The sequence below is a fragment of the Pseudomonas sp. FA-1 genome, assembly GCF_056856075.1.
This window is the reverse complement of sequence record NZ_JBWXTH010000001.1, coordinates 623,096-643,841: the sequence shown is the minus strand read 5'-3', so window position 1 is coordinate 643,841 and position 20,746 is coordinate 623,096. Positions and strand designations below refer to the sequence as shown.

20 protein-coding genes are annotated in these 20,746 nt (G+C 64.6%); 6 read left to right on the top strand and 14 right to left on the bottom strand.

Going from position 1 to position 20,746, the window contains the following annotated elements; genetic code table 11:
- Window positions 1-44 precede the first annotated feature (44 nt).
- From AC1MHZ_RS02960 to exbB, 6 genes are all read right to left on the bottom strand, one after another.
- Window positions 45-1,448 (bottom strand): aminoacyl-tRNA deacylase and HDOD domain-containing protein, encoded by a 1,404-nt coding sequence (locus tag AC1MHZ_RS02960; RefSeq protein WP_084855324.1) that lies wholly within the window; start codon window positions 1,446-1,448, stop codon window positions 45-47.
- Window positions 1,449-1,649: 201 nt separating this feature from the next.
- A complete protein-coding gene (gene recG / locus AC1MHZ_RS02955; RefSeq protein WP_084855325.1) occupies window positions 1,650-3,728 on the bottom strand; it encodes an ATP-dependent DNA helicase RecG in 2,079 nt (692 codons plus the stop codon).
- A 4-nt stretch (window positions 3,729-3,732) separates the two neighbouring features.
- Window positions 3,733-4,659, bottom strand: a complete 927-nt coding sequence (locus AC1MHZ_RS02950; protein WP_084855326.1) for a hydrogen peroxide-inducible genes activator — start codon at window positions 4,657-4,659, stop codon at window positions 3,733-3,735.
- 94 nt (window positions 4,660-4,753) lie between these two features.
- Window positions 4,754-5,488, bottom strand: a complete 735-nt coding sequence (locus AC1MHZ_RS02945) for an energy transducer TonB (protein WP_084855327.1) — start codon at window positions 5,486-5,488, stop codon at window positions 4,754-4,756.
- Window positions 5,485-5,913, bottom strand: coding sequence for a TonB system transport protein ExbD (gene exbD, locus AC1MHZ_RS02940; protein ID WP_084855328.1), 429 nt, complete (start codon window positions 5,911-5,913; stop codon window positions 5,485-5,487). The genes AC1MHZ_RS02945 and exbD overlap by 4 nt, the downstream gene beginning before the upstream one ends.
- 3 nt (window positions 5,914-5,916) lie before the next feature.
- Window positions 5,917-6,906, bottom strand: coding sequence for a tonB-system energizer ExbB (gene exbB / locus AC1MHZ_RS02935; RefSeq protein ID WP_482965997.1), 990 nt, complete (start codon window positions 6,904-6,906; stop codon window positions 5,917-5,919).
- 190 nt (window positions 6,907-7,096) lie between these two features.
- Between exbB and AC1MHZ_RS02930 the strand changes: the two genes are divergently transcribed.
- On the top strand, window positions 7,097-7,948 hold the full coding sequence (locus tag AC1MHZ_RS02930) for an SDR family oxidoreductase (RefSeq protein ID WP_084855330.1): 852 nt from the start codon (window positions 7,097-7,099) through the stop codon (window positions 7,946-7,948).
- 104 nt (window positions 7,949-8,052) lie between these two features.
- On the opposite strand, the gene AC1MHZ_RS02925 is transcribed toward AC1MHZ_RS02930, so the two are convergent.
- From AC1MHZ_RS02925 to AC1MHZ_RS02905, 5 genes are all read right to left on the bottom strand, one after another.
- Window positions 8,053-8,778: a hypothetical protein gene (locus AC1MHZ_RS02925; protein ID WP_084855331.1), complete on the bottom strand. Its 726-nt coding sequence runs from the start codon at window positions 8,776-8,778 to the stop codon at window positions 8,053-8,055.
- Window positions 8,779-8,835: 57 nt separating this feature from the next.
- Window positions 8,836-9,216 (bottom strand): RidA family protein, encoded by a 381-nt coding sequence (locus AC1MHZ_RS02920; protein ID WP_043209898.1) that lies wholly within the window; start codon window positions 9,214-9,216, stop codon window positions 8,836-8,838.
- A gap of 21 nt (window positions 9,217-9,237) precedes the next feature.
- Entirely contained in the window at window positions 9,238-11,346 is a 2,109-nt protein-coding gene (spoT, locus tag AC1MHZ_RS02915; RefSeq protein WP_084855332.1) for a bifunctional GTP diphosphokinase/guanosine-3',5'-bis pyrophosphate 3'-pyrophosphohydrolase, read from the bottom strand.
- A 59-nt stretch (window positions 11,347-11,405) separates the two neighbouring features.
- Window positions 11,406-11,669 carry a DNA-directed RNA polymerase subunit omega gene (gene rpoZ, locus AC1MHZ_RS02910; RefSeq protein WP_008091595.1) on the bottom strand — a complete coding sequence of 88 codons (264 nt, stop codon included), beginning with the start codon at window positions 11,667-11,669 and terminating at the stop codon, window positions 11,406-11,408.
- 259 nt (window positions 11,670-11,928) lie between these two features.
- Window positions 11,929-12,801 carry a LysR family transcriptional regulator gene (locus tag AC1MHZ_RS02905; RefSeq protein ID WP_084855333.1) on the bottom strand — a complete coding sequence of 291 codons (873 nt, stop codon included), beginning with the start codon at window positions 12,799-12,801 and terminating at the stop codon, window positions 11,929-11,931.
- A gap of 206 nt (window positions 12,802-13,007) precedes the next feature.
- Here AC1MHZ_RS02905 and AC1MHZ_RS02900 point away from each other — a divergent pair, with 206 nt between their 5' ends.
- The 3 genes from AC1MHZ_RS02900 to AC1MHZ_RS02890 all read left to right on the top strand — a co-directional run bounded on the left by AC1MHZ_RS02900 (window position 13,008) and on the right by AC1MHZ_RS02890 (window position 16,829).
- Window positions 13,008-14,390 carry a glutamine synthetase family protein gene (locus AC1MHZ_RS02900; protein WP_084855334.1) on the top strand — a complete coding sequence of 461 codons (1,383 nt, stop codon included), beginning with the start codon at window positions 13,008-13,010 and terminating at the stop codon, window positions 14,388-14,390.
- A 4-nt stretch (window positions 14,391-14,394) separates the two neighbouring features.
- The gene (locus AC1MHZ_RS02895) at window positions 14,395-15,150 is read left to right on the top strand and encodes a gamma-glutamyl-gamma-aminobutyrate hydrolase family protein (protein ID WP_482965996.1); all 756 of its coding nucleotides are present in this window, start codon (window positions 14,395-14,397) and stop codon (window positions 15,148-15,150) included.
- A gap of 134 nt (window positions 15,151-15,284) precedes the next feature.
- Window positions 15,285-16,829, top strand: coding sequence for an APC family permease (locus AC1MHZ_RS02890; protein WP_084855336.1), 1,545 nt, complete (start codon window positions 15,285-15,287; stop codon window positions 16,827-16,829).
- A gap of 119 nt (window positions 16,830-16,948) precedes the next feature.
- Here the strand turns inward: AC1MHZ_RS02890 and gmk are convergent, their stop codons facing one another.
- Window positions 16,949-17,569, bottom strand: coding sequence for a guanylate kinase (gene gmk / locus AC1MHZ_RS02885; protein ID WP_084855337.1), 621 nt, complete (start codon window positions 17,567-17,569; stop codon window positions 16,949-16,951).
- 13 nt (window positions 17,570-17,582) lie between these two features.
- Window positions 17,583-18,446 carry a YicC/YloC family endoribonuclease gene (locus AC1MHZ_RS02880; protein ID WP_084855338.1) on the bottom strand — a complete coding sequence of 288 codons (864 nt, stop codon included), beginning with the start codon at window positions 18,444-18,446 and terminating at the stop codon, window positions 17,583-17,585.
- 226 nt (window positions 18,447-18,672) lie between these two features.
- On the opposite strand from AC1MHZ_RS02880, the gene rph reads away from it, so the two are divergent.
- Together rph and AC1MHZ_RS02870 are read left to right on the top strand one after the other, a co-directional pair.
- Complete coding sequence (rph, locus tag AC1MHZ_RS02875) at window positions 18,673-19,395, top strand: ribonuclease PH (RefSeq protein ID WP_084855339.1); 723 nt, start codon at window positions 18,673-18,675, stop codon at window positions 19,393-19,395.
- Between the two features lie 25 nt (window positions 19,396-19,420).
- Complete coding sequence (locus AC1MHZ_RS02870; protein WP_084855340.1) at window positions 19,421-19,789, top strand: DUF4870 domain-containing protein; 369 nt, start codon at window positions 19,421-19,423, stop codon at window positions 19,787-19,789.
- Between the two features lie 102 nt (window positions 19,790-19,891).
- Here the strand turns inward: AC1MHZ_RS02870 and AC1MHZ_RS02865 are convergent, their stop codons facing one another.
- On the bottom strand, window positions 19,892-20,671 hold the full coding sequence (locus tag AC1MHZ_RS02865) for an exodeoxyribonuclease III (protein ID WP_084855341.1): 780 nt from the start codon (window positions 20,669-20,671) through the stop codon (window positions 19,892-19,894).
- Between the last annotated feature and the right edge of the window lie 75 nt (window positions 20,672-20,746).

Genomic DNA, 20,746 nt, shown 5'->3' with positions numbered 1-20,746 from the left:
CCGGCGATGGGGCGCAGCAGGCGATACAGGTCTACCCGCGCGGCTCAATGCGGCGCGTGGAACTGCGAAGCCAGCTCGCGCAGCAGCGTCTCGGCCTCCAGCACCTTGGTCACTGCATCCTCCGCTTTCTCCCGGGTCAGGCTCAGGCGTTCGAGCAAGGCGTCCGGAATCTCTTCCTGGGGCCCGGTGCCGATGCCACGGGCACGTAACAGGCGTACCGCCAGGCATACCAAGTTGGGGAAGGCTGCATATTCGCCGTCATAGCTCGGGTCGTGCTGGAAGCGCAGCGCGGCGGAGAGCTCTTCCGGCATGTCCCACAGCTTCATCAACCAGGCGCCGATCTGTTCACGACTGATGCCCAGCAGGTGTTGTTCCACGAAGGTGTGGCACAGGTGTGGGTTGACCTCGAGGTGGCGGCAGATCAGTGAAAAGTGCGGCGGGAAGACGTGGGCCAGCAACAGGTAGCCGAAGTTGTGCAGCAGGCCAGCCAGGTAGGTCAGGCCTGCCTCGGGGCGCTCGGCACGGGGCATGGCGCGGGTCAGGCCTTCGATCACCGCGGCGGTGTAGATCGACTGTTGCCAGTACGGCGTGGCTTCCTGCGGGTGGTCCTTGGGCAGGCTCAAGGTCTTGCCCAGCGCCAGGCCCAGGGCCAGGTTGATCACCAGGTCGAAGCCCAGCACACGGACGATGGCGTCTTCCACCGAGCGGATCTTGCCGGGAGACGCGTAGTAGGGCGATGCCGCCCAGCTGACCACCTGGGCCGCCAGGGCCGGGTCGGTTTCCACCACACCGGTGATGTCGTCGATGCTGGCATTGGGGTCGACGCGCAGTTTGATGATCTTCTGCGCCGTGTCGGCCAGCGGCGGGATCTCGATGGTCTGTTCCAGGCGTTGCTGGATACGGCGAGCGGTAAAGGCCTGGACGGCGCGGCTGATTTCCTTGGAGTCGTCGTCGGGGCGGTCCAAATTCGGGCGAATGGCCTCGATCTGTTCCCCGAAATGGCCGGCGCTTGCCTTGGCCAGCATGCGCTTGAAGTCTTCACGTGGGATCTCAAGCAGCAGGCCGCGCTCGCCGGACTGGATCAGCAGGTTGTCGGCCTGCAGCAGGCTGGCTTCGTAGAGGCACGGGTAGCTGGTCAGGGCCGGGATCCCGGGCAGGGTCTTGAGGGCGTGTTTGTCGAGCATATGCTTGAGGCGCGCCACCGGCACGGCTACCAGCTTGCGCCCGGTCAGCTCGGTCAGGCGGTTGAGGTCCAGCAGTTGGTCCTGCGGGAACAGCACCATCAGGGCGCCGACCTCGTCGTCTAGGAGAATCGCCTGGACACGTGCGCTGGCCGGCAGTTGCGTATGCTCGGGTACTTCGCGGTAGGGCACGCCAAGCTTGTCGAGCAGCAGCCGGATGACAGACGGTGCGTGTGGGGTTGCGGTGTCCAGGGCAACTTCAGTCATGGTCTGTGTCCACGGTTTTCTTTAAACGCGAAGTATAACCAGCCTGGGCCGGGGCTGGATCCATTCTGTTTCAGAACGAATAGGGTTCCCCTTGTGGGAGCGGGCTTGTCCCGCGATTGCGATGTTGGCTCACTGCCGCAATCGCGGGGCAAGCCCGCTCCTACAGGAAGGCGGACAACATCAGAACGAGCCGGCTTGCCGTCAAACCTGCCCGTACTGCTGGCCATGGCGCAACCAGCGGTCGAGCAGCGGGCTGACGTGGTCCGGCCAGCGTGCCAGCAGCGCCTGGGCGGCATCGCGCACTGCCGGGAGCAGGTCGGCGTCGCGCATCAGGTCGGCCACCTTGAACTGGAGCAGGCCGGTCTGGCGGGTTCCCAGCATTTCCCCGGGCCCGCGTAACTCCAGGTCTTTTTCGGCAATCACGAATCCGTCGTTGGTTTCGCGCATGATGCCCAGCCGTTCGCGGCCGATCTGCGACAAAGGCGGATGGTAGAGCAGCACGCAATGGCTGACGGCGCTGCCCCGACCCACACGGCCGCGCAACTGGTGCAACTGGGCCAGACCCAGGCGCTCGGGGTTCTCGATGATCATCAGGCTGGCGTTGGGCACGTCCACCCCCACCTCGATGACCGTGGTGGCGACCAGCAGCTGGAGGTTGCCGGCCTTGAATTCAGCCATCACTGCGGCTTTCTCGGCCGGTTTCATGCGCCCGTGGATCAGGCCCACGCGCAGCTCGCCCAGCGCGCTGCCGAGCTCCTCGAAGGTGCTTTCGGCCGCCTGGCAGGTCAGCTCCTCGGACTCCTCGATCAAGGTACACACCCAGTACGCCTGGCGCCCTTCGGCGCAGGCGGCGCGTACCCGCTCGACCACCTCGAAGCGGCGGCTGTCGGCCACCAGCACGGTATTGACCGGGGTACGGCCAGGCGGCAGCTCGTCGAGCACCGAGGTGTCCAGGTCGGCGTAGGCACTCATGGCCAACGTGCGCGGGATCGGCGTGGCGGTCATGATCAACTGGTGTGGGCACAGCTGGCCGGCCACGCCTTTCTGGCGCAGGGCCAGGCGCTGCTGGACGCCGAAACGGTGCTGTTCGTCGATGATCGCCAGGGCCAGGTGGCGGAACTTCACTTCCTCCTGGAACAGGGCATGGGTGCCCACTACCATCGGCACGCCGCTGGCGATCTGCTCCAGGGCGCTGGCGCGGGCCTTGCCCTTGAGCTTGCCGGCCAGCCAGGCCACTTCGATGCCCAGGGGCTCGAGCCAGCGCTTGAAGGTCAGGTAATGCTGTTCGGCGAGGATCTCCGTGGGCGCCATGAGCGCCACCTGGTAGCCGGCCTCCAGGGCCTGGAGCGCGGCGAGGGCGGCGACGACCGTCTTGCCAGCCCCGACATCGCCCTGGACCAGGCGCATCATCGGCTCAGGCTGACTGAGGTCGTAGGCGATCTCGTTGGCGACCCGTTGCTGGGCGCCGGTGGGGTTGAACCCCAGGTTGGCCAGGTACTGAGCCGGCAGGCGACTGGCCTTGGGCAAGACCGGGGCGCGCAGGGTGCGCAGGCTTTCACGCAGGCGTTGCTGAGAAAGCTGGTGGGTCAGCAGCTCTTCGAACGCCAGGCGGTGCTGGGCCCAGTGCTGACCCTCGGCGAGCTCCTCCAGGTCGGCGTCGGCCGGAGGGTTGTGCAGGTAGCGGATGGCATCGTCCAGCGGCGCCAATTGGTAGTCCCGGGCCAGTTCCGCAGGCAGCCAGTCGGGCAGGCTGCGCGGACCGAGCATGGCCAGGCTCTGCTGGCAGAGCAGACGCAGGCGTTGCTGGGTCAGGCCTTCGGTGGTGGGGTAGATCGGCGTCAGGGTCTGCTCCACCGGTGGTGCCGGTTCGCTGCCATTGAGCGCGCGGTATTCCGGGTGGTAGATCTCCAGCCCCGAGGCACCGGGGCGGGCCTCGCCGTAGCAGCGCAGGTGGGTGCCGCGCTTGAGGCCTTCCTTCTGGGCATTGCTGAAATGGTAGAAACGCAGGCTCAGCACGCCGGTGCCGTCACCCAGCCGCACCACCAGGCTGCGGCGCTTGCCCATGGTCACGTCGGCACCGCTGACCACGCCCTCGATCACCGCGTCCTGGCCCGGGCGCAAGGCACCGATGGGCACTACGCGGGTACGGTCCTGGTAGCGCAGGGGCAGGTGGAACAGCAGGTCCTGCAGGTTCTCCAGGCCAACCTTGGCCAGTTTCTCGGCCATGGCATCGCCCACGCCCTTGAGGGCGGTGACCGGGACGTTCGACAGCTCGGTCATGGGCTCAGGCCGATTTGTCCGCGGGCGGCTTGGCGACCGAGCAGAGGCGGATCGAGTCGGCGAGGATCTCGATGGCCTTCGGCCTCGGGAAGCTGGCGCGCCAGGCGATGGCCACGGTGCGGAACGGCGAGGGCGGCGTCAGTGGGCGCACTTCGATCACACCAGGGGCGTAATGGTGGCTATGGACAGCCGATAGCGGCAGGATCGACACACCCAGGCCCGAGGCGACCATGTGGCGGATGGTTTCCAGCGAACTGGACTCGACCGTGGTGTGCTTGGAGCCTTCGCCGCCCTTATTGATGGTTGGGCAGGCCTCGAGCACCTGGTCGCGGAAACAGTGGCCTTCGCCTAGCAGCAGCAGGCTCTTGTCGTTGAGCATGGCCGTGTCGATGGTCTTCTTGGCGGTCCAGGGGTGGTCGGCTGGCATCAGCGCGTAGAAGGGCTCGTCGTACAGTGGCAGGGTCAGCACGTCGGCCTCGTTGAACGGCAGGGCGATGATCACTGCATCCAGTTCGCCGTTGCGCAGTTTCTCGCGCAGTACGTGGGTGAAATTTTCCTCGATGTACAGCGGCATCTGCGGGGCGACCCGGTGCAGCTGGGGAATGAGGTGGGGGAACAGATAGGGGCCGACGGTATAGATGGCCCCGACCTTCAGCGGCGCGGTCAGCTGGTTCTTGCCGGCCTGGGCCAGCTCACGGATGCCCTGGGCCTGTTCCAGCACCTTCTGGGCCTGGGCGACGATGCTTTCGCCGACCGGGGTCAGGCGCACCGCGCTCTTGCTGCGTTCGAAGATCAGTACACCGAGCTCGTCCTCGAGCTTCTTCACCCCGACCGACAGGGTCGGCTGGCTGACATGGCAACGCTCGGCGGCGTGGCCGAAATGCTGCTCCTGGGCGAGTGTGACGATGTAGCGTAATTCTGTGAGGGTCATAACGTGCGTCCATGAAGTTGCGGCCCCAGCATAGCGGCTGCAATCGATAGACGCACGTTATCAGACTTGCCGTTTTGTGACAGAAGCAAACGCCTCAGCGGCGGTCCAGCGAGTAGACGAACGGCGCTACCACCTCGATCTGGCCATTGTTCAGCAGCTCCTTCGGCGGCTTGGGTACAGGCTGCGCCCGGCGGATCATCTCCAGGGTCGCCCGGTCCAGCGCCGCGCTGCCCGAACCACCGGCGAGGGCGAACGACAGTACCTTGCCATCGGCATCGACCACGAAACGCAGCCGGTTGATGCCTTGCAGGCCGCGACGGCGTGCGTCTTCCGGGTAGCGCTTGTACTTGGCCAGGTGGCGCAGCAGGTCGCTCTGCCAGGTCGGCAAGGCTTTGCTGTTGGCCGCGACGCTCGGTGCCGGTGCTGCCGACTTCTGCGGTGGCGTGTTGCTTGGCGGCGTATCGACGACTTCTTCCTTGGCCGGCGGCAGGTCCTTCGGCGGCTCAGGCTTCTTCTCGGGCTTGGGCGGCTGCGGCTTGGCCTTCGGCTTGGGCGGCTTGGGAACGGCGATCTTCGGCTTGGGCGCTTCCACCAGCTTGGGCAGCGGTGGCTCTTCGACCGGGGCCGGAGGCTTCGGCGCAGCCTTGGGCGGTGGCGGTGGGGCTGGCGCAGGAAGTGGCGCCAGCTCGACCATCATGGCTGCCGGCGGCAACTCGATGGCCTGGGGTACCGACCAGTTCAGCATCAGCAGTACCGCCAGGGCGTGCACGCCCAGCACGATCGCCAGGCTGACGCCGTAGCGCGCCAGGTTGGACCGTGTGTTCGTCATTGCTTGGCTGCCGTTTCGAGGCCGACCAGGCCGACCTTGAGGTAGCCGGCCGCGCGCATGGTGTTCATCACATCCATCAGGTCGCCGTAGTCAACACCCTTGTCGGCCTGGAAGAAGATGGTGGTTTCCTTGTCGCCCTTGGTCTTGGCGTCGAGCATCGCACCCAGCTGGTCACGCTGGGCCACCTCGTCATCGCCGACGAACAGCTTCTTGTCGGTCTTGACGCTGACGAACACCGGCTTCTCGGGCCTTGGTGCCGGCTTGGCGCTGGAGGCAGGCAGGTCGACCTTGATATCGACAGTGGCCAGTGGTGCCGCGACCATGAAGATGATCAGCAGCACCAGCATCACGTCGATGAAGGGTGTGACGTTGATTTCGTGGTTTTCGGCGAGGTCGTCGCCACCTTCGTTGAGATGCAGGCCCATGGCTTACCCCACTTTGACCACGTGCGGGGCGACGCGCTCGCTGCCCTGGTGGTCCAGGTCGCGGCTGACCAGCAGCAGGACCTGCGCCGAAGCGTCGGAGACCTGGGCCTTGTAGCCGGCGATGGAGCGGGCGAAGACGTTGTAGATGACCACGGCAGGAATCGCCGCGACCAAGCCCAGGGCAGTGGCCAGCAGGGCTTCGGCGATGCCGGGGGCGACCACGGCCAGGTTGGTGGTCTGGGTCTTGGCGATGCCGATGAAGCTGTTCATGATGCCCCACACGGTGCCGAACAGGCCCACGAAGGGTGCGGTGGAGCCGATGGTGGCAAGCATGCCGGTGCCGCTGCTCATGCTACGGCCGCTGGCGGCGACCAGACGCTCCAGGCGGAAGCTCACGCGTTCCTTGATGCCTTCCTTTTCGCGAGCATTGGCCGACAGGCGCATTTCATCCAGGGCATCATGGACCAGGGTGTGGGCCAGGGTGCCTGGCTTGTTGGCGGCGTCGCTGGCTTCCTTGAGGCTGGCGGCCTTCTTCAGGAGTGCGATTTCACCGCGCAGGCGACGCTTGGCGCCCATCAGCTCGAAGCCCTTGGCGATCCAGATGGTCCAGGTGATCAGCGAGGCGATGGCCAGGCCGATCATCACGGCTTTGACGACCACGTCGGCGTTCTTGTACATGCCCCATGGAGACAGGTCGTGGGCCATGCCCAGGGAGGTGTCCTCGACCAGGGACTGGACGTTCTCGTCGCCTGCAGCTTGGGCGCCGGCCGGTGCGGCAGCGGCGTTGGCGGCGTCGGCTGGCGCCTTGGCATCGGCTGCCGGCGCCTGCATGGGAGCCGCAGGGGCTGCGGCGGCTGCCGGGGCGTTGGTGGCGGGTGCGACAGGCTCATCGGCCATGGCGGTCGGGGCCAGCACCAGGCTGAGCGTCAGCGCGGCGATGGCGCGCCAGGCGCGCGACGTGGTTGGCGAAGCGGAGGGTTGAGTACGTGTCATGCTGGCCGGACCTGATGAAGAAAAAGATTGATGTTCCCCACGGCCTCGAGACAGGCCGAGAACAGACAGGGCGCCATTATTGCAAGTAATTCTTGTTAGCAGAAGTAATAAAGTTGCCTTTTTTAACCAACGTCTAGCCGCCCATCGATTAATCCGGCTAGCCTGAACCTTTGGCCTTGGGAGTTTGGAGATGTCGGAACCATCCGTGTTGATCGTAGGCTGTGGCGATGTAGGTGGCCGTCTGGCGCGACAACTGCTTGCCCAGGGTTGGCAGGTCAGCGGCTTGCGGCGTTCTGTCGAGCACCTTCCGGCTGGCGTATGGCCGATCGCCGCCGACCTGGCCGAGCCGACGATTCCAGCGGCCTGGCCGGCACGGTCGCCGGACTACCTGGTGTATTGCGTGGCGGCCAGCCAGCACGACGAGGCGGGCTACCGACAGGCCTATGTCGAGGGGTTGCGCCATGTGCTGGGTTGGTTGGCGGAGCGTGGACAGCGGCCGCGACGAGTGCTGTTCGTGTCCAGCAGCAGCGTGTATGGCCAGGCCGATGGCGAATGGATCGACGAGCGCGCGGTCACTGAGCCCCAGGGCTATTCGGGGCGGGTAATGCTGGAGGCGGAGCAATTGGCACTGCACAGTGGGCTGCCGGCCTCCATCGTGCGCCTGACCGGCATCTATGGCCCGGGGCGCGAATGGTTGCTCAGTCAGGTACGCCAAGGTTACCGCGTGGCCGAGGAGCCACCACTGTACGGTAATCGCATCCATGCCGAGGATGCCGCAGGGTTGATCGCGTTCCTGCTGCAGGCCGATGCGCAGGGTGTGGCGCTGGATGACTGCTATATCGGCGTGGACGACGACCCGGCGCCGCTGGCCGATGTGGTGGCCTGGTTGCGCCAGTACATGGGGGTCACCGAGTGGTCGGACGAGCAGCGGGTGCGCCGCACCGGCAGCAAGCGGTGCAGCAATGCGCGGGCCAGGGCGTTGGGCTGGATGCCGCAGTACCCGAGCTACAAGGACGGCTATGCGGCCATCCTGAAGGGGTAGGCTTCAGTGCCCAATCGCCGGCAAGCCGGCTCCCACAGAGGTGATGCCTGCCGCACCTGTGGGAGCCGGCTTGCCGGCGATTGGGTCATCGAAACCGATAAAGGTCAGTCGCGCTCCAGCACCCATTGCCGAGCACCTGGCGCCAGTTGCGGCTTCTCGTCAGGTTGCGCGCGGTTGACGGCCTGGAGGATCTCCAGCGTGTCGTCATCGCGCTTGAAAATCCAGGGTGCCCCGCGCCGGTCGCGCTCCAGCCACAGGCTGTCGTTGTCGCCGCCCATGTCGGCGCAATCGCCGGCCAGGCACAGGGCGTAGCGGTCGAGGTTGGGCAGGCCGGTCACCCTGCCGTTCTCGGCAAAGCGCACCACCGCCCCCTTGCCGGGGCCTTCAATGATCTTCCAGTCGCCGCCCAGGTAAGCCTTGTACAGAGCCTTTTCAAAACTGCCGCCCAGCGGGGCGTTGGCGGGTGCGGCCTTGACCCGTACGAACGTTTGCTTTTCGCCGGCCTGCGAGGTGGTGCGCAGGGTATCGCCGTCCAGGTTCAATTGCTCGGTCTGACCGCCAGAGAAGCTGGCTTGCCATTGGTCTTCCTTGGCACTGAGGTAGCCGTCGACCGCCTCGAAGCCATTGCTGTAGCTGGCCTGCTGGTTGGCGACGTCGATCTTCCATTCGAGTACCGGCCCGTGCTCGCTCAGGGCCTGGTGCAGGCTGCCGCCATCGGCGGCATCGATGGCGTCCTGATTGATCCAGGTGCCGTTGTAGTCTTCGGGCTTGTGGCTGGCACAGCCGCCCAGAAGCAGGGCTGCCAGTGCAAGGGAAAGGGCGTGGCGCATGGTGCTGGAACCTTGGGGAAGGGAAGGTGACGGGCGGGCAGCCCGTCACCACGGGCATCACTCGATGACCAGGATCGCGTCCATCTCGACCTGCGAGCCTTTCGGCAGCGCGGCAACGCCGATGGCGGCACGGGCCGGGTAGGGCTGTTCGAAGTAACGGCCCATGATCTCGTTGACCTTGGCGAAGTGGCTCAGGTCGGTGAGGAAGATGTTCAGCTTGACGATGTCCTTGAACGAACCACCGGCAGCCTCGGCCACGGCCTTGAGGTTTTCGAAGACCTGGACGGTCTGGGCTTCGAAGCCTTCGACCAGTTCCATGGTCTTCGGATCCAGCGGGATCTGGCCGGACATGTACACGGTGTTGCCGGCCTTGATCGCCTGGGAGTAGGTGCCGATAGCGGCTGGGGCCTTGTCGCTGTTGATGACGGTCTTGGTCATGATGACTCCTTGGTTGACGGACTACGTACGCATGCGGGTGATGCGGACCACGCCGGTCAGGGTACGCAACTTCTTGATCACGCGGGCCAGGTGCACGCGGTCGCGCACGCTGACCACCAGTTGGACCACGCTGATACGGCCGTCGCGTTCGTCCATGCTGATTTTTTCGATATTGCCGTCGGCGGCGTTGACGCTGCTGGCCAGCAGCGCGATCAGGCCACGCTGGTGCTCCAGCTCGACGCGCAGCTCGACATTGAATTCGCCGGTGATGTCCTTGGCCCAGGAGAGCTGCACGCACTTCTCCGGGTTGTGGCGGATTTCACTGATGTTACGGCAGTTTTCCAGGTGCACGACCATGCCCTTGCCTGCCGAGAGGTGGCCGACGATCGGGTCGCCTGGGATCGGCGTGCAGCACTTGGCGTAGCTGAGCACCAGGCCTTCGGTACCACGGATGGCCAGCGGGCCCTCGGGGGCCGGCAATTGTTCGCCCTCGGCGGACAACAGGCGGCGGGCGACCACATAGGCCATGCGGTTGCCCAGGCCGATGTCTTCGAGCAGGTCTTCGATCAGCTCCAGGCGGTACTCGGCGAGGATGGCCTGGATGCGCTCCGGGGGGATTTGCTCCAGGCTGCTGTCGAAGCCGGTGAGCACCTTGTTCAGCAGGCGCTCGCCCAGGCTGATGGATTCGGAGCGGCGTTGCTGCTTGAGGGCGTGGCGAATGTGCGTGCGTGCCTTGCCGGTGACCACGAAGTTGAGCCAGGCCGGGTTCGGCCGTGCGCCCGGGGCACTGACGATCTCCACGGTCGAGCCGCTCTGCAGCGGCTCGGACAGAGGCGCCAGGCGGCGGTTGATACGGCAGGCGATGCAGCTGTTGCCCACATCAGTATGCACCGCGTAGGCGAAGTCGACGGCGGTGGAGCCTTTGGGCAGCTCCATGATCCGGCCTTTGGGCGTGAAGACGTAGACCTCGTCCGGGAACAGGTCGATCTTCACGCTTTCGATGAACTCCAGGGAGTTGCCGGCGCGTTGCTGCAGCTCGAGGATACCCTTGACCCACTGGCGGGCGCGGGCGTGGTTGCCCTTGGGCTGCTCGTCCTCGTTGGACTTGTACAGCCAATGGGCGGCGATGCCATTGTTGGCCATCTCTTCCATTTCGCGGGTGCGAATCTGGATCTCGATGGGCACGCCATGCATGCCGAACAGCGTGGTGTGCAGCGACTGGTAGCCGTTGGCCTTGGGAATCGCGATGTAGTCCTTGAAGCGACCAGGCAATGGCTTGTACAAGTTGTGCACGGCGCCAAGCACGCGGTAGCAGGTGTCGACCTTGTCGACGATGATGCGGAAGGCGTACACGTCCATGATCTCGTTGAAGGCGCGGCGCTTGCCGCGCATCTTCTTGTAGATGCCATAGAGGTGTTTCTGCCGACCGCTGACCTCACCCTCGATGCCGTCTGCCGCCAGGCAGTTGGCCAGGGAATGCTCGATCTTGGCGACGATTTCCTTGCGGTTGCCACGGGCGCTCTTGACTGCGCGGTGGATCAGCGAGGAGCGCATCGGGTGCATGGCCTTGAAGCCGAGGTCCTCGAACTCCACGCGCACGTTGTGCATGCCCAGGCGGTTGGCGATGGGGGCGTAGATCTCGAGGGTTTCCTTGGCGATGCGTCGGCGTTTTTCGCCCGAAAGCACTTCCAGGGTGCGCATGTTGTGCAAGCGGTCGGCCAGCTTGACCAGGATCACGCGGATGTCGCGGGCCATGGCCATGGCCATCTTCTGGAAGTTCTCGGCCTGGGCCTCGGCCTTGGTCTCGAAGTTCATCTGGGTCAGCTTGCTGACCCCGTCGACCAGCTCGGCGACCGTCTCGCCGAACTGCTGGCAGAGGGCTTCCTTGGCGATGCCGGTGTCTTCGATCACATCGTGCAGCATGGCGGCCATCAGGCTCTGATGGTCCATGTGCATGTCGGCCAGGATACTGGCCACGGCCAGCGGGTGGGTCACGTAGGGCTCGCCGCTGCGGCGGCGTTGGCCATCGTGCGCCTGTTCGGCGTAGAAGTAGGCCCGGCGGACCAGGTTGACCTGGTCGGGGCCGAGATAGGTCGACAGCCGTTCGGCGAGGGCTTCTATACCCGGCATGGGGTCACCTCCTGCCGAGGAAGAATGCCTTGTGCCGCGCGACGTCGACCGGGCATGAATCAGACAGCCTCGTTGTTTTCGTCCTCGAACGCGGCGAAGACCGGATCTTCGGTGACGATCTCTTCGGCGGCGATGAACTCAGGGGTGACGATACCTTCGGCGATTTCGCGCAGGGCGACGACGGTCGGCTTGTCGTTTTCCCATGCTACCCGCGGCTCTTTGCCGCCGGTGGCCAGTTGACGGGCGCGCTTGGTCGAGAGCATGACCAGCTCAAAGCGGTTATCCACGTGTTCCAGGCAGTCTTCAACAGTTACGCGGGCCATGGTCTTCCTCAGTAGCAAATGCGGTAGGCGTGCAGCCCAGATTGGGCAGGCGGACTCGATAGTTTAAAAAATCACCAGCCAATAGGGAAGGGTTGTTTTGTCGAGTGGTCACCTTCAAGCCCTGTGTTGCCTTCATTCGCGGCTGAAGCCCACACAGGGGCAGCATTGTCCTCAGGCTCATCACTGCACCCAGTGGGAGCGGCTTCAGCCGCGAAAGGGCCGGAACAGACACCCTCGATACCTGAGCCCGACGATAACCTCAGAGCATCGCGTCACGCAATCGTGGGGTCAGCTCCTCGAACAGCGTCTGCACCGAGCGTAGCGCCCGGCAATCCGGGCGGGTCAGCAGCCACAGCTGGGTATCGCAGCCCGGCAGGGGGCCGCTCAAGGCCTCGACTTCCGGCAGGGCGTCGACCATGTAGTCGGGCAGCGCCGCCACGCCCAGGCCGGTGCTCACCAGTTGGGCGATGGTCGACATGCTGCTGCACTGGTAGCGCGGGTTAAGCCCCGGATATTGCTGGTTGCGCCAGACCACCGTGGGGTGATCCTGCATGGAGTCGTCCGGGGCGATCCACGGCACGTTGTTGTGCGACTCGGCCAGGCGTTCGCGCCACTGCGGCTGGCCGCAGACCACATAGGACGTGGAGCCCAGGCAGCGGCCGACCAGGTGTTCCGGCGGCGTGTTGGTCAGGCGCAGGGCGATGTCGGCATCGCGCCGGCTGAGGTTGGCGAAGGTATTGGAGGTGCCCATCTCCAGTGACAGGGCCGGGTAGTTCGACATGAAGTCGGCCAGCGCCGGCAGCAGCAGGCTGTGCATCACCGCCTCGGTACAGGTCAGGCGGACGGTGCCGCTGACCACCTGTTCACCGCTGGTCAGGGCGATACGCGCGGCATCGAGGGCCTGTTCGGCACGCTCGGCCTGTTCGGCCAGGGCCTGGGCGGTATCGGTAGGCAGGTAGCCTTTGCGGCTCTTGACGAACAGCGCCGTGCCCAGCGCCGACTCCAGCCGGCGGATGGAGCGGAACACGGTCGAGACGTCGACCTTCAGCAGCTCGGCGGCCTTGGCCAGCGAGCGACCGCGCTCCAGGGCGAGCACCAGGGAGAGGTCCGCATGGGTAATCTGGTATTGCATCGATGCACGCTCTGTTTGCCGTAATGCCAATGTCTGTTGCGTAGGTGCCATTTTATAGTGGAACGGCACCCGGTAATCAATGCGCCGGATCCGCACCCTATCCCCACGATGGGACAGTGAAAAGAACAACAGTACAACCATCGCCGCCCGCAAGGCGCCAGCCGTATCCCTCCACATCGCCGCCCCGAATCAAAGGATGTACAGCCATGACGTCGGTCACTCCGTGCGCCAGTTCTGCCAGCGAGATGAATGAATTCCTAGAGGCTCATCCGGATACGCAGTTCGTCGATCTGCTGATCTCCGACATGAACGGGGTGGTCCGTGGCAAGCGCATCGAGCGCGCGAGCCTGCACAAGGTATACGAGAAAGGCATCAACCTGCCGGCGTCGCTGTTCGCCCTGGATATCAACGGCTCCACCGTCGAGAGCACCGGCCTTGGCCTGGACATCGGCGATGCCGACCGTATCTGCCGTCCGATCCCGGGCACGCTGTCCGACGAGCCCTGGCAGAAGCGCCCCACCGCCCAGTTGCTGATGACCATGCACGAGCTGGACGGTGCGCCGTTCTTCGCCGACCCGCGCGAGGTGCTGCGCCAGGTGGTCGGCAAGTTCGACGCATTGGGCCTGGATATCTGCGCGGCGTTCGAGCTGGAGTTCTACCTGATCGACCAGGACAACCTCAATGGCCGCCCACAGCCGCCACGCTCGCCGATTTCCGGCAAGCGCCCGCAGTCGACCCAGGTGTATCTGATCGATGACCTGGACGAATACGCCGACTGCCTGCAGGACATGCTCGAGGCTGCCAAGGAACAGGGCATTCCTGCCGATGCCATCGTCAAGGAAAGTGCCCCGGCGCAGTTCGAGGTCAACCTGCATCACGTCGCCGACCCGCTCAAGGCCTGCGACTATGCGATTCTGCTCAAGCGCCTGATCAAGAACATCGCCTACGACCATGAAATGGACACCACCTTCATGGCCAAGCCCTACCCGGGCCAGGCGGGCAATGGCCTGCACGTGCATATCTCGCTGCTGGACAAGAAGACCGGCAAGAACATCTTCGCCAGCGCAGACCCGCTGCAAAGCGAGGCGCTGCGCCACGCCATCGGTGGCGTGCTGGAGACCATGCCGGCATCCATGGCTTTCCTCTGCCCGAACATCAACTCCTATCGCCGCTTCGGTGCGCAGTTCTATGTGCCCAATGCGCCGAGCTGGGGCCTGGACAACCGCACCGTGGCCCTGCGCGTGCCGACCGACAGCAGCGAGAACGTGCGCATCGAGCATCGCGTGGCCGGTGCCGATGCCAACCCGTACCTGATGCTTGCCGCGATCCTGGCCGGCATTCACCACGGCCTGACCAACAAGGTCGAGCCGGGCGAGCCGATCGAAGGCAACTCCTACGAGCAGCTCGAGCAAAGCCTGCCGAACAACCTGCGCGATGCACTGCGCGCACTGGATGACAGCGAAGTCCTCAACCAATACATCAGCCCGGACTACATCGACATCTTCGTGGCCTGCAAGGAAAGCGAGCTGGCCGAGTTCGAAGTGTCGATTTCCGACCTCGAGTACAACTGGTACCTGCACACGGTGTGAACCCATGAGCGCAAATGCGGTCCCTCTGATCGGTGTCAGCGCCTGCCGCCAGCAGGTGGGGAAGAACTCGTCGCACACGGTGGGCGACAAGTATGTCGAGGCGGCCGGCTTTGCCGGGCTTCCGCTGATCCTGCCGGCGCGCGACGGGGGCAGTAACCCCCAGGCGCTGGTGGCGCGGCTCGATGGCATTCTTTTTACCGGCTCGCCTTCAAATGTCGAGCCGCATCATTACAATGGCGCCCCCAGCGTGGAAGGCACTCGGCACGACCTCGCGCGTGACCGCCTGACTTTGCCTTTGCTGCAGGCGGCCATTGCTGCCGGCGTGCCGGTGTTCTGCATTTGCCGTGGCTTCCAGGAACTGAACGTGGCCCTTGGCGGTTCGCTGCACCAGCGTGTGCAGGAACTGCCCGGCTACCTGGACCACCGAGAACCTGAGGATGCACCCCTTGAGGTGCAGTACGGCCCTCGACATCCCGTGGCCATCGAGCCGGGCGGGTTGTTCGAGGGTTTGGGCCTGGCTGCGCAGTTCGAGGTCAACTCGCTGCACAGCCAGGGCATCGATCGCCTGGCCCCAGGGCTGCGTGTCGAGGCGCGGGCCCCGGATGGCCTGATCGAAGCGGTGTCGATGCCTGGCGCTTCGGGCTTCGTGCTCGGGGTGCAGTGGCACCCGGAATGGCGTTTCGCCGAAAACCCGGTCTCCCGGCGCCTTTTCCAGGCGTTCCGCGAGGCCTGCATCGCCCATGCTGCACGGGAGGGTTAACGGCAGAAGCATTCTGACGTCATTACCCGAAGGTCTCGGATGACCCGTTCCCCTGCAACAGCTTTCAATGAGTGAAACGCGGGCCTTGTTCGCAAGGCCCGTGAAAACAATACCAATAGTTACGGCAAATACTCATGAGCGAATACACTGAAGCCGGCCGCCCACCCGACGTGGCGACCGACGCAGGCAACACCCAGCGCGCCAGCAAGGGCCTTGCAAAGGGCCGCCTGGGCCTGCTGGCCAGCGTGGTGCTGGGCATTTCCACCATCGCGCCGGTCTATACCCTGACCGGCGCCCTCGGGCCGACCGTACGTGAGGTGGGCGCCCACCTGCCGGCAGTGTTCATCGTGGGCTTCTTGCCCATGCTGCTGGTGGCCCTTGGTTACCGCGAGCTCAACGCCGCCGAGCCTGACAGCGGCACGTCATTCACCTGGTCGGCACGTGCCTTCGGGCCGATGATCGGCTGGATCGGTGGCTGGGGGCTGGTCGTCGCGACCACCATCGTGCTGTCCAACCTGGCGGGCGTGGCCGTCGATTTCTTCTATCTGTTCCTCGGTCAGATCACTGGGCAACAGGCGTTGGCCGCGTTGGCGGACAACCTGTTGATCAACGTGGTGACCTGTTGCGTGTTCATTGCCCTGGCCGTGTGGATCTGCTGCCGAGGCATGGGCACCACCATGACCGTGCAGTACGGCCTGGTCGCCTTGCAGTTGCTGGTGCTGATCGGCTTTGCCTTCGCCGCCTTCGGCGAGACCACTGCGCCGCCACCGCTGGCCTTCGACCTGTCTTGGTTCAACCCGTTCGGCGTCGAGTCGTTCTCGGCGTTCGCCGCTGGTCTGTCGCTGTCGATCTTCATCTTCTGGGGGTGGGATGTCTGCCTGACGGTCAGCGAGGAGTCGATCGGCAGTGACGAGGTGCCTGGAAAGGCCGCCACCTGGACCGTGCTGCTGATCCTCGGCCTTTACCTGGTCACCGCCATCGCCACCCTGCAATTCGCCGGGATCAGCGATGTCGGCCTGGGCCTTGGCAACCCGCGCATCCAGGAGAACGTCTTCGCCCACCTGGCCGGCCCGGTCATGGGGCCGCTGGCGATCCTGATGTCCATCGCGGTACTGGCCAGCACCGCCGCCTCCTTGCAGTCGACCTTCGTCTCGCCGGCTCGCACGCTGCTTGCCATGGGCTACTACGGCGCCGTGCCGCAACGTTTCGCCAGTGTCTGCCCGCGCTCGCAGACCCCGCGTTACGCCACCATCTGTGCCGGTGTCGCCGCGGCGGTGTTCTACGTGACCATGCGTACCCTCAGCGAGAACGTGCTGGCCGACACCATCACGGCCCTGGGCATGATGATCTGCTTCTACTATTCGCTGACGGCCTTCGCCTGCGTCTGGTACTTCCGCGACAGCCTGTTCGACAGCGTGCGCCACTTCTTCATGCGTGGCCTGTGCCCGCTGGTGGGTGGGGTGATCCTGTCGGTGATCTTCGTGCGCACCGCGATCGACAGTGCCTCACCGGACTTCGGCAGCGGCTCGCATGTTGGCGGGTTGGGGCTGGTGTTCGTGATCGCGGCGATCATCTCGGCGCTGGGGATCGTGCTGATGGTGCTGTCGCGCTGGCGCGCGCCGGCCTATTTCCTGGGAGCCACCTTGCAGCAGCAGGCCAAGCTTCGATTGCAGGAGTGATGAAAAAGGGCTGCCTTGCAGCTCAATCGCGGGCCAAGCCCGCTCCCACAGGATTCGTCAACGGCTTTGTGGGAGCGGGCTTGGCCCGCGATTGGGGCGCAAAGCGGCCCCTTTTGCTTTCAGCCGATCAGTTGCTTGAGCAGTGCTTCATGACGCTGTTGCTGTTTCTTCAGAAGCAGGCGGTTGGCAACGAACACTGCCTTCAACTCCTTCAGCGCCACGTCGAAATCATCATTGATGATGACGTAGTCGTACTCGTCGTAGTGCTGCATCTCGCTGACCGCTTCCTTCATGCGGCCTTCGATGATGGCCTCGCTGTCTTGGCCACGGTTGTCCAGGCGCTGGCGCAGGGCCTGCTGGCTCGGCGGCAGGATGAACACCGACAGCGCCTCGGGCATCAGCTTGCGCACCTGCTGTGCGCCTTGCCAGTCGATTTCCAGGATCAGGTCGTAGCCTTGTTCGAGGGTTTGCTGCAACGCGCTGCGTGAGGTGCCGTAGAAGTTGCCGAAGACTTCGGCGTGCTCGAGGAAGTCGCCTTGCTCGATCAGGGCCTTGAACGCCTCGTGCTGGACGAAGTGATAGTTCACCCCGTGCTGCTCGCCCGGGCGCATGGCGCGGGTGGTGTGGGAGACCGAGACGCGGATTTTCGGGTCGTCCTTGGTCAATGCGGTGACCAGGCTGGTCTTGCCGGCACCGGAAGGGGCCGAGACGATATAGAGGGTGCCGCTGCTGTGGTTCATGGTAGGGGTGGCCTTACTCGATGTTCTGTACTTGTTCACGCATCTGTTCGATCAATACCTTGAGGTTGACCGCCGCCTGGGTGCTGCGTGGGTCGAACGCCTTGGAGCCCAGGGTGTTGGCCTCGCGGTTGAGTTCCTGCATCAGGAAGTCCAGGCGCCTGCCGGCGGCGCCGCCGGACTTGAGCACCCGGCGCACTTCGGTGATATGAGTGCTGAGGCGGTCCAGTTCCTCGGCGACGTCGCTCTTCTGCGCTAGCAGGACCATCTCCTGCTCCAGGCGCTGCGGGTCGAGCTCGGCCTGCAGGTCGGCGAAGCGGTCGAGGATACGCTGGCGTTGAGCGGCCAGCATCTGCGGCACCAGGGCGCGTAGGGTGGTGACTTCGGTAGCCATGCTGTCCAGGCGTTCGTTGATCAGCCGGGCCAGCTCGAGGCCTTCGCGCTGGCGCCCGGCCTTGAGCTCGGCCAAGGCTTCGTCGAACAGGGCCATGGCTTCGGCGTTGAGAGCCTGGGGATCGCTGGCATCGCCCACCAGCACGCCCGGCCAGGCCAAGACTTCCAAAGGGTTGAGCGGTGCCGGTTGCTTGATCAGCCCGGCGACGGTTTCCGCAGCGGCCACCAGCTGTGCGGCACGCTCGCGGTCGACCTGCAAGGGCTTGCCGGTGCTGTCTTCGCTCAAGCGCAGGGTGCACTCCACCTTGCCCCGCGACAGGCCCTGGCGCAGGCCTTCGCGCACGGCGCCTTCCAGGTCGCGCAGGGCCTCGGGCAGGCGCAGGTGGGGCTCCAGGTAGCGGTGGTTGACCGAGCGGAGCTCCCAGGCCAGGGTGCCTTGGCTGCCGGCGCGCTCGACTCGAGCAAAAGCGGTCATGCTGTGCACCATGGAGAGTACCTCGCGAAATCTGAATGAACGGGGAAGCCTTTCGGCTGCAAGGCGCGGGATTGTAACGCAGTGCGGCGTGGGCGCCCAATCCACCCATGTTACAGACAGCCTGGCGCCGGTGTAGGGAAAGACGACAGGCTGCCGGGCCGCGACAATAGGCATGTCCTCCTGGGGCGCCGGGCCTTATAATGCTCCGCAGATTCAAGTCCCGGTACAGGTATCCCAGATGAAACGTCCAAGTGGTCGCGCCGCCGATCAGCTCCGCTCGATCCGCATCACCCGCAACTACACCAAGCACGCCGAGGGGTCGGTACTGGTCGAGTTCGGCGACACCAAGGTCGTCTGCACGGTCAGCGTCGAGAATGGTGTTCCCCGCTTCCTCAAGGGTCAGGGCCAAGGCTGGCTGACCGCCGAATACGGCATGCTGCCGCGCTCCACCGGCGAGCGTAACCAGCGCGAGGCGAGCCGTGGCAAGCAGGGTGGCCGCACCCTGGAAATCCAGCGCCTGATCGGCCGCTCGCTGCGCGCCGCGCTGGATATGAGCAAGCTGGGCGATATCACCCTGTACGTCGACTGCGACGTGATCCAGGCCGACGGCGGTACCCGTACCGCTTCGATCACCGGCGCCATGGTCGCCCTGTGCGACGCCCTGGCCGTGATCAAGAAACGCGGCGGCCTCAAGGGCGGCAACCCGCTCAAGCACATGATCGCTGCCGTGTCCGTGGGCATGTACCAGGGCGAAGCGGTGCTCGACCTGGACTACCTGGAAGACTCCGCCGCCGAGACCGACCTGAACGTGGTCATGACCAGCGCCGGAGGCTTCATCGAAGTGCAGGGCACCGCAGAAGGCGCTCCGTTCCAGCCGGAAGACTTCAACGCCATGTTGGCCCTGGCCCAGAAGGGCATGAACGAAATCTTCGAACTGCAAAAGGCCTCGCTGGCCGATTGATCGCTACGCCAAGGAGGTGTGGAACATGAACGAACCTGATCTGCCGATCACGCCGCCCAATGCCGAAATCCGGCAATGGGCGATGTTCTGCCACCTCTCGGCGCTGCTTGGCTTGGTGGTGCCGCTCGGGCACCTGCTGGGCCCATTGGTGATGTGGATCTGGAAGCGTGAACTGGACCCGTTCATCGATGCCCAGGGCAAGGAGGCGCTGAACTTCCAGATCAGCGTGACCATCGCTGGGTTCATCTGCTTCCTGCTGATGTTCGTGCTGGTGGGGATCGTGCTGTTCGCCATCCTGGCGGTGGCGGTGCTGGTCCTGGCCATTGTTGCGGGGGTCAAGGCCAATGAAGGCAAGCCCTACCGTTATCCGCTGATCTGGCGGCCGATCAAGTAAGGCTGGTTGTTCCAATCGCCGGCAAGCCGGCTCCCACAGGGGCCTGCACAATTCCTGTGGGGCCGGCTTGCCGGCGATTGGGCTGCAGGGCAGCCCCAACGGTCAGATGGTCAACGTCCAGTCGTAGTCCACGATCAGCGGTGCATGCTGGGAGAAGCGAGGCTGGCGCGGCAGGCGTGCATTGCGTACGAAGCGGCGCAGGCCCGGGGTGAGGATCTGGTAGTCGAACCGGTAGCCCAGGTTGAGCATCTCGGCCTGTTCATTGTCCGGCCACCAGCTGTACTGGTCGCCTTCACGGCTGACTTCGCGCAGGGCATCGACATAGCCCATGTCGCCGACGATCGCGTCCATCCAGGCGCGCTCCGGCGCCAGGAAGCCCGGCGATTGCTGGCTGTCGCGCCAGTTCTTGATGTCCAGCTTCTGCTGCGCCACGTACAACGAGCCACAATAGATGTACTCGCGACGCTTGCGGCGCTGCTTGTCCAGGTACTTGGCGAAGTCGTCCATCAACTTGAACTTCTGGTTCAAGTCTTCGTCGCCGTTCATGCCCGAAGGCAGCAGCAGGCTGGCAATACTGACTTTGTCGAAATCTGCTTGCAGGTAACGCCCGTAGCGGTCGGCTGTCTCGAAGCCCAGGCCGGTGATGACTGCCTTGGGCTGCATCCGCGAATACAGTGCCACGCCACCTTGGGCTGGCACCTCCGCGTCGCAGGCGTAAAGGAAATAGCCATCGAGCTGGAAAGCTGGGTCGTCGAGTTCAAAGGCCGAGGCGCGGGTATCCTGAAGGCAGATGACGTCGGCATTCTGGGCTTGCAGCCAGCTGAGCAGTCCACGCTCGGCCGCAGCCTGAATGCCATTTACGTTCACACTGATGATCCGCATAAATGGCCCCAAAAATCTCGTGCGTGTATGATACCCGAGCTCAACTCATTTAGCTAAATCCGTGGTATTCGGGAC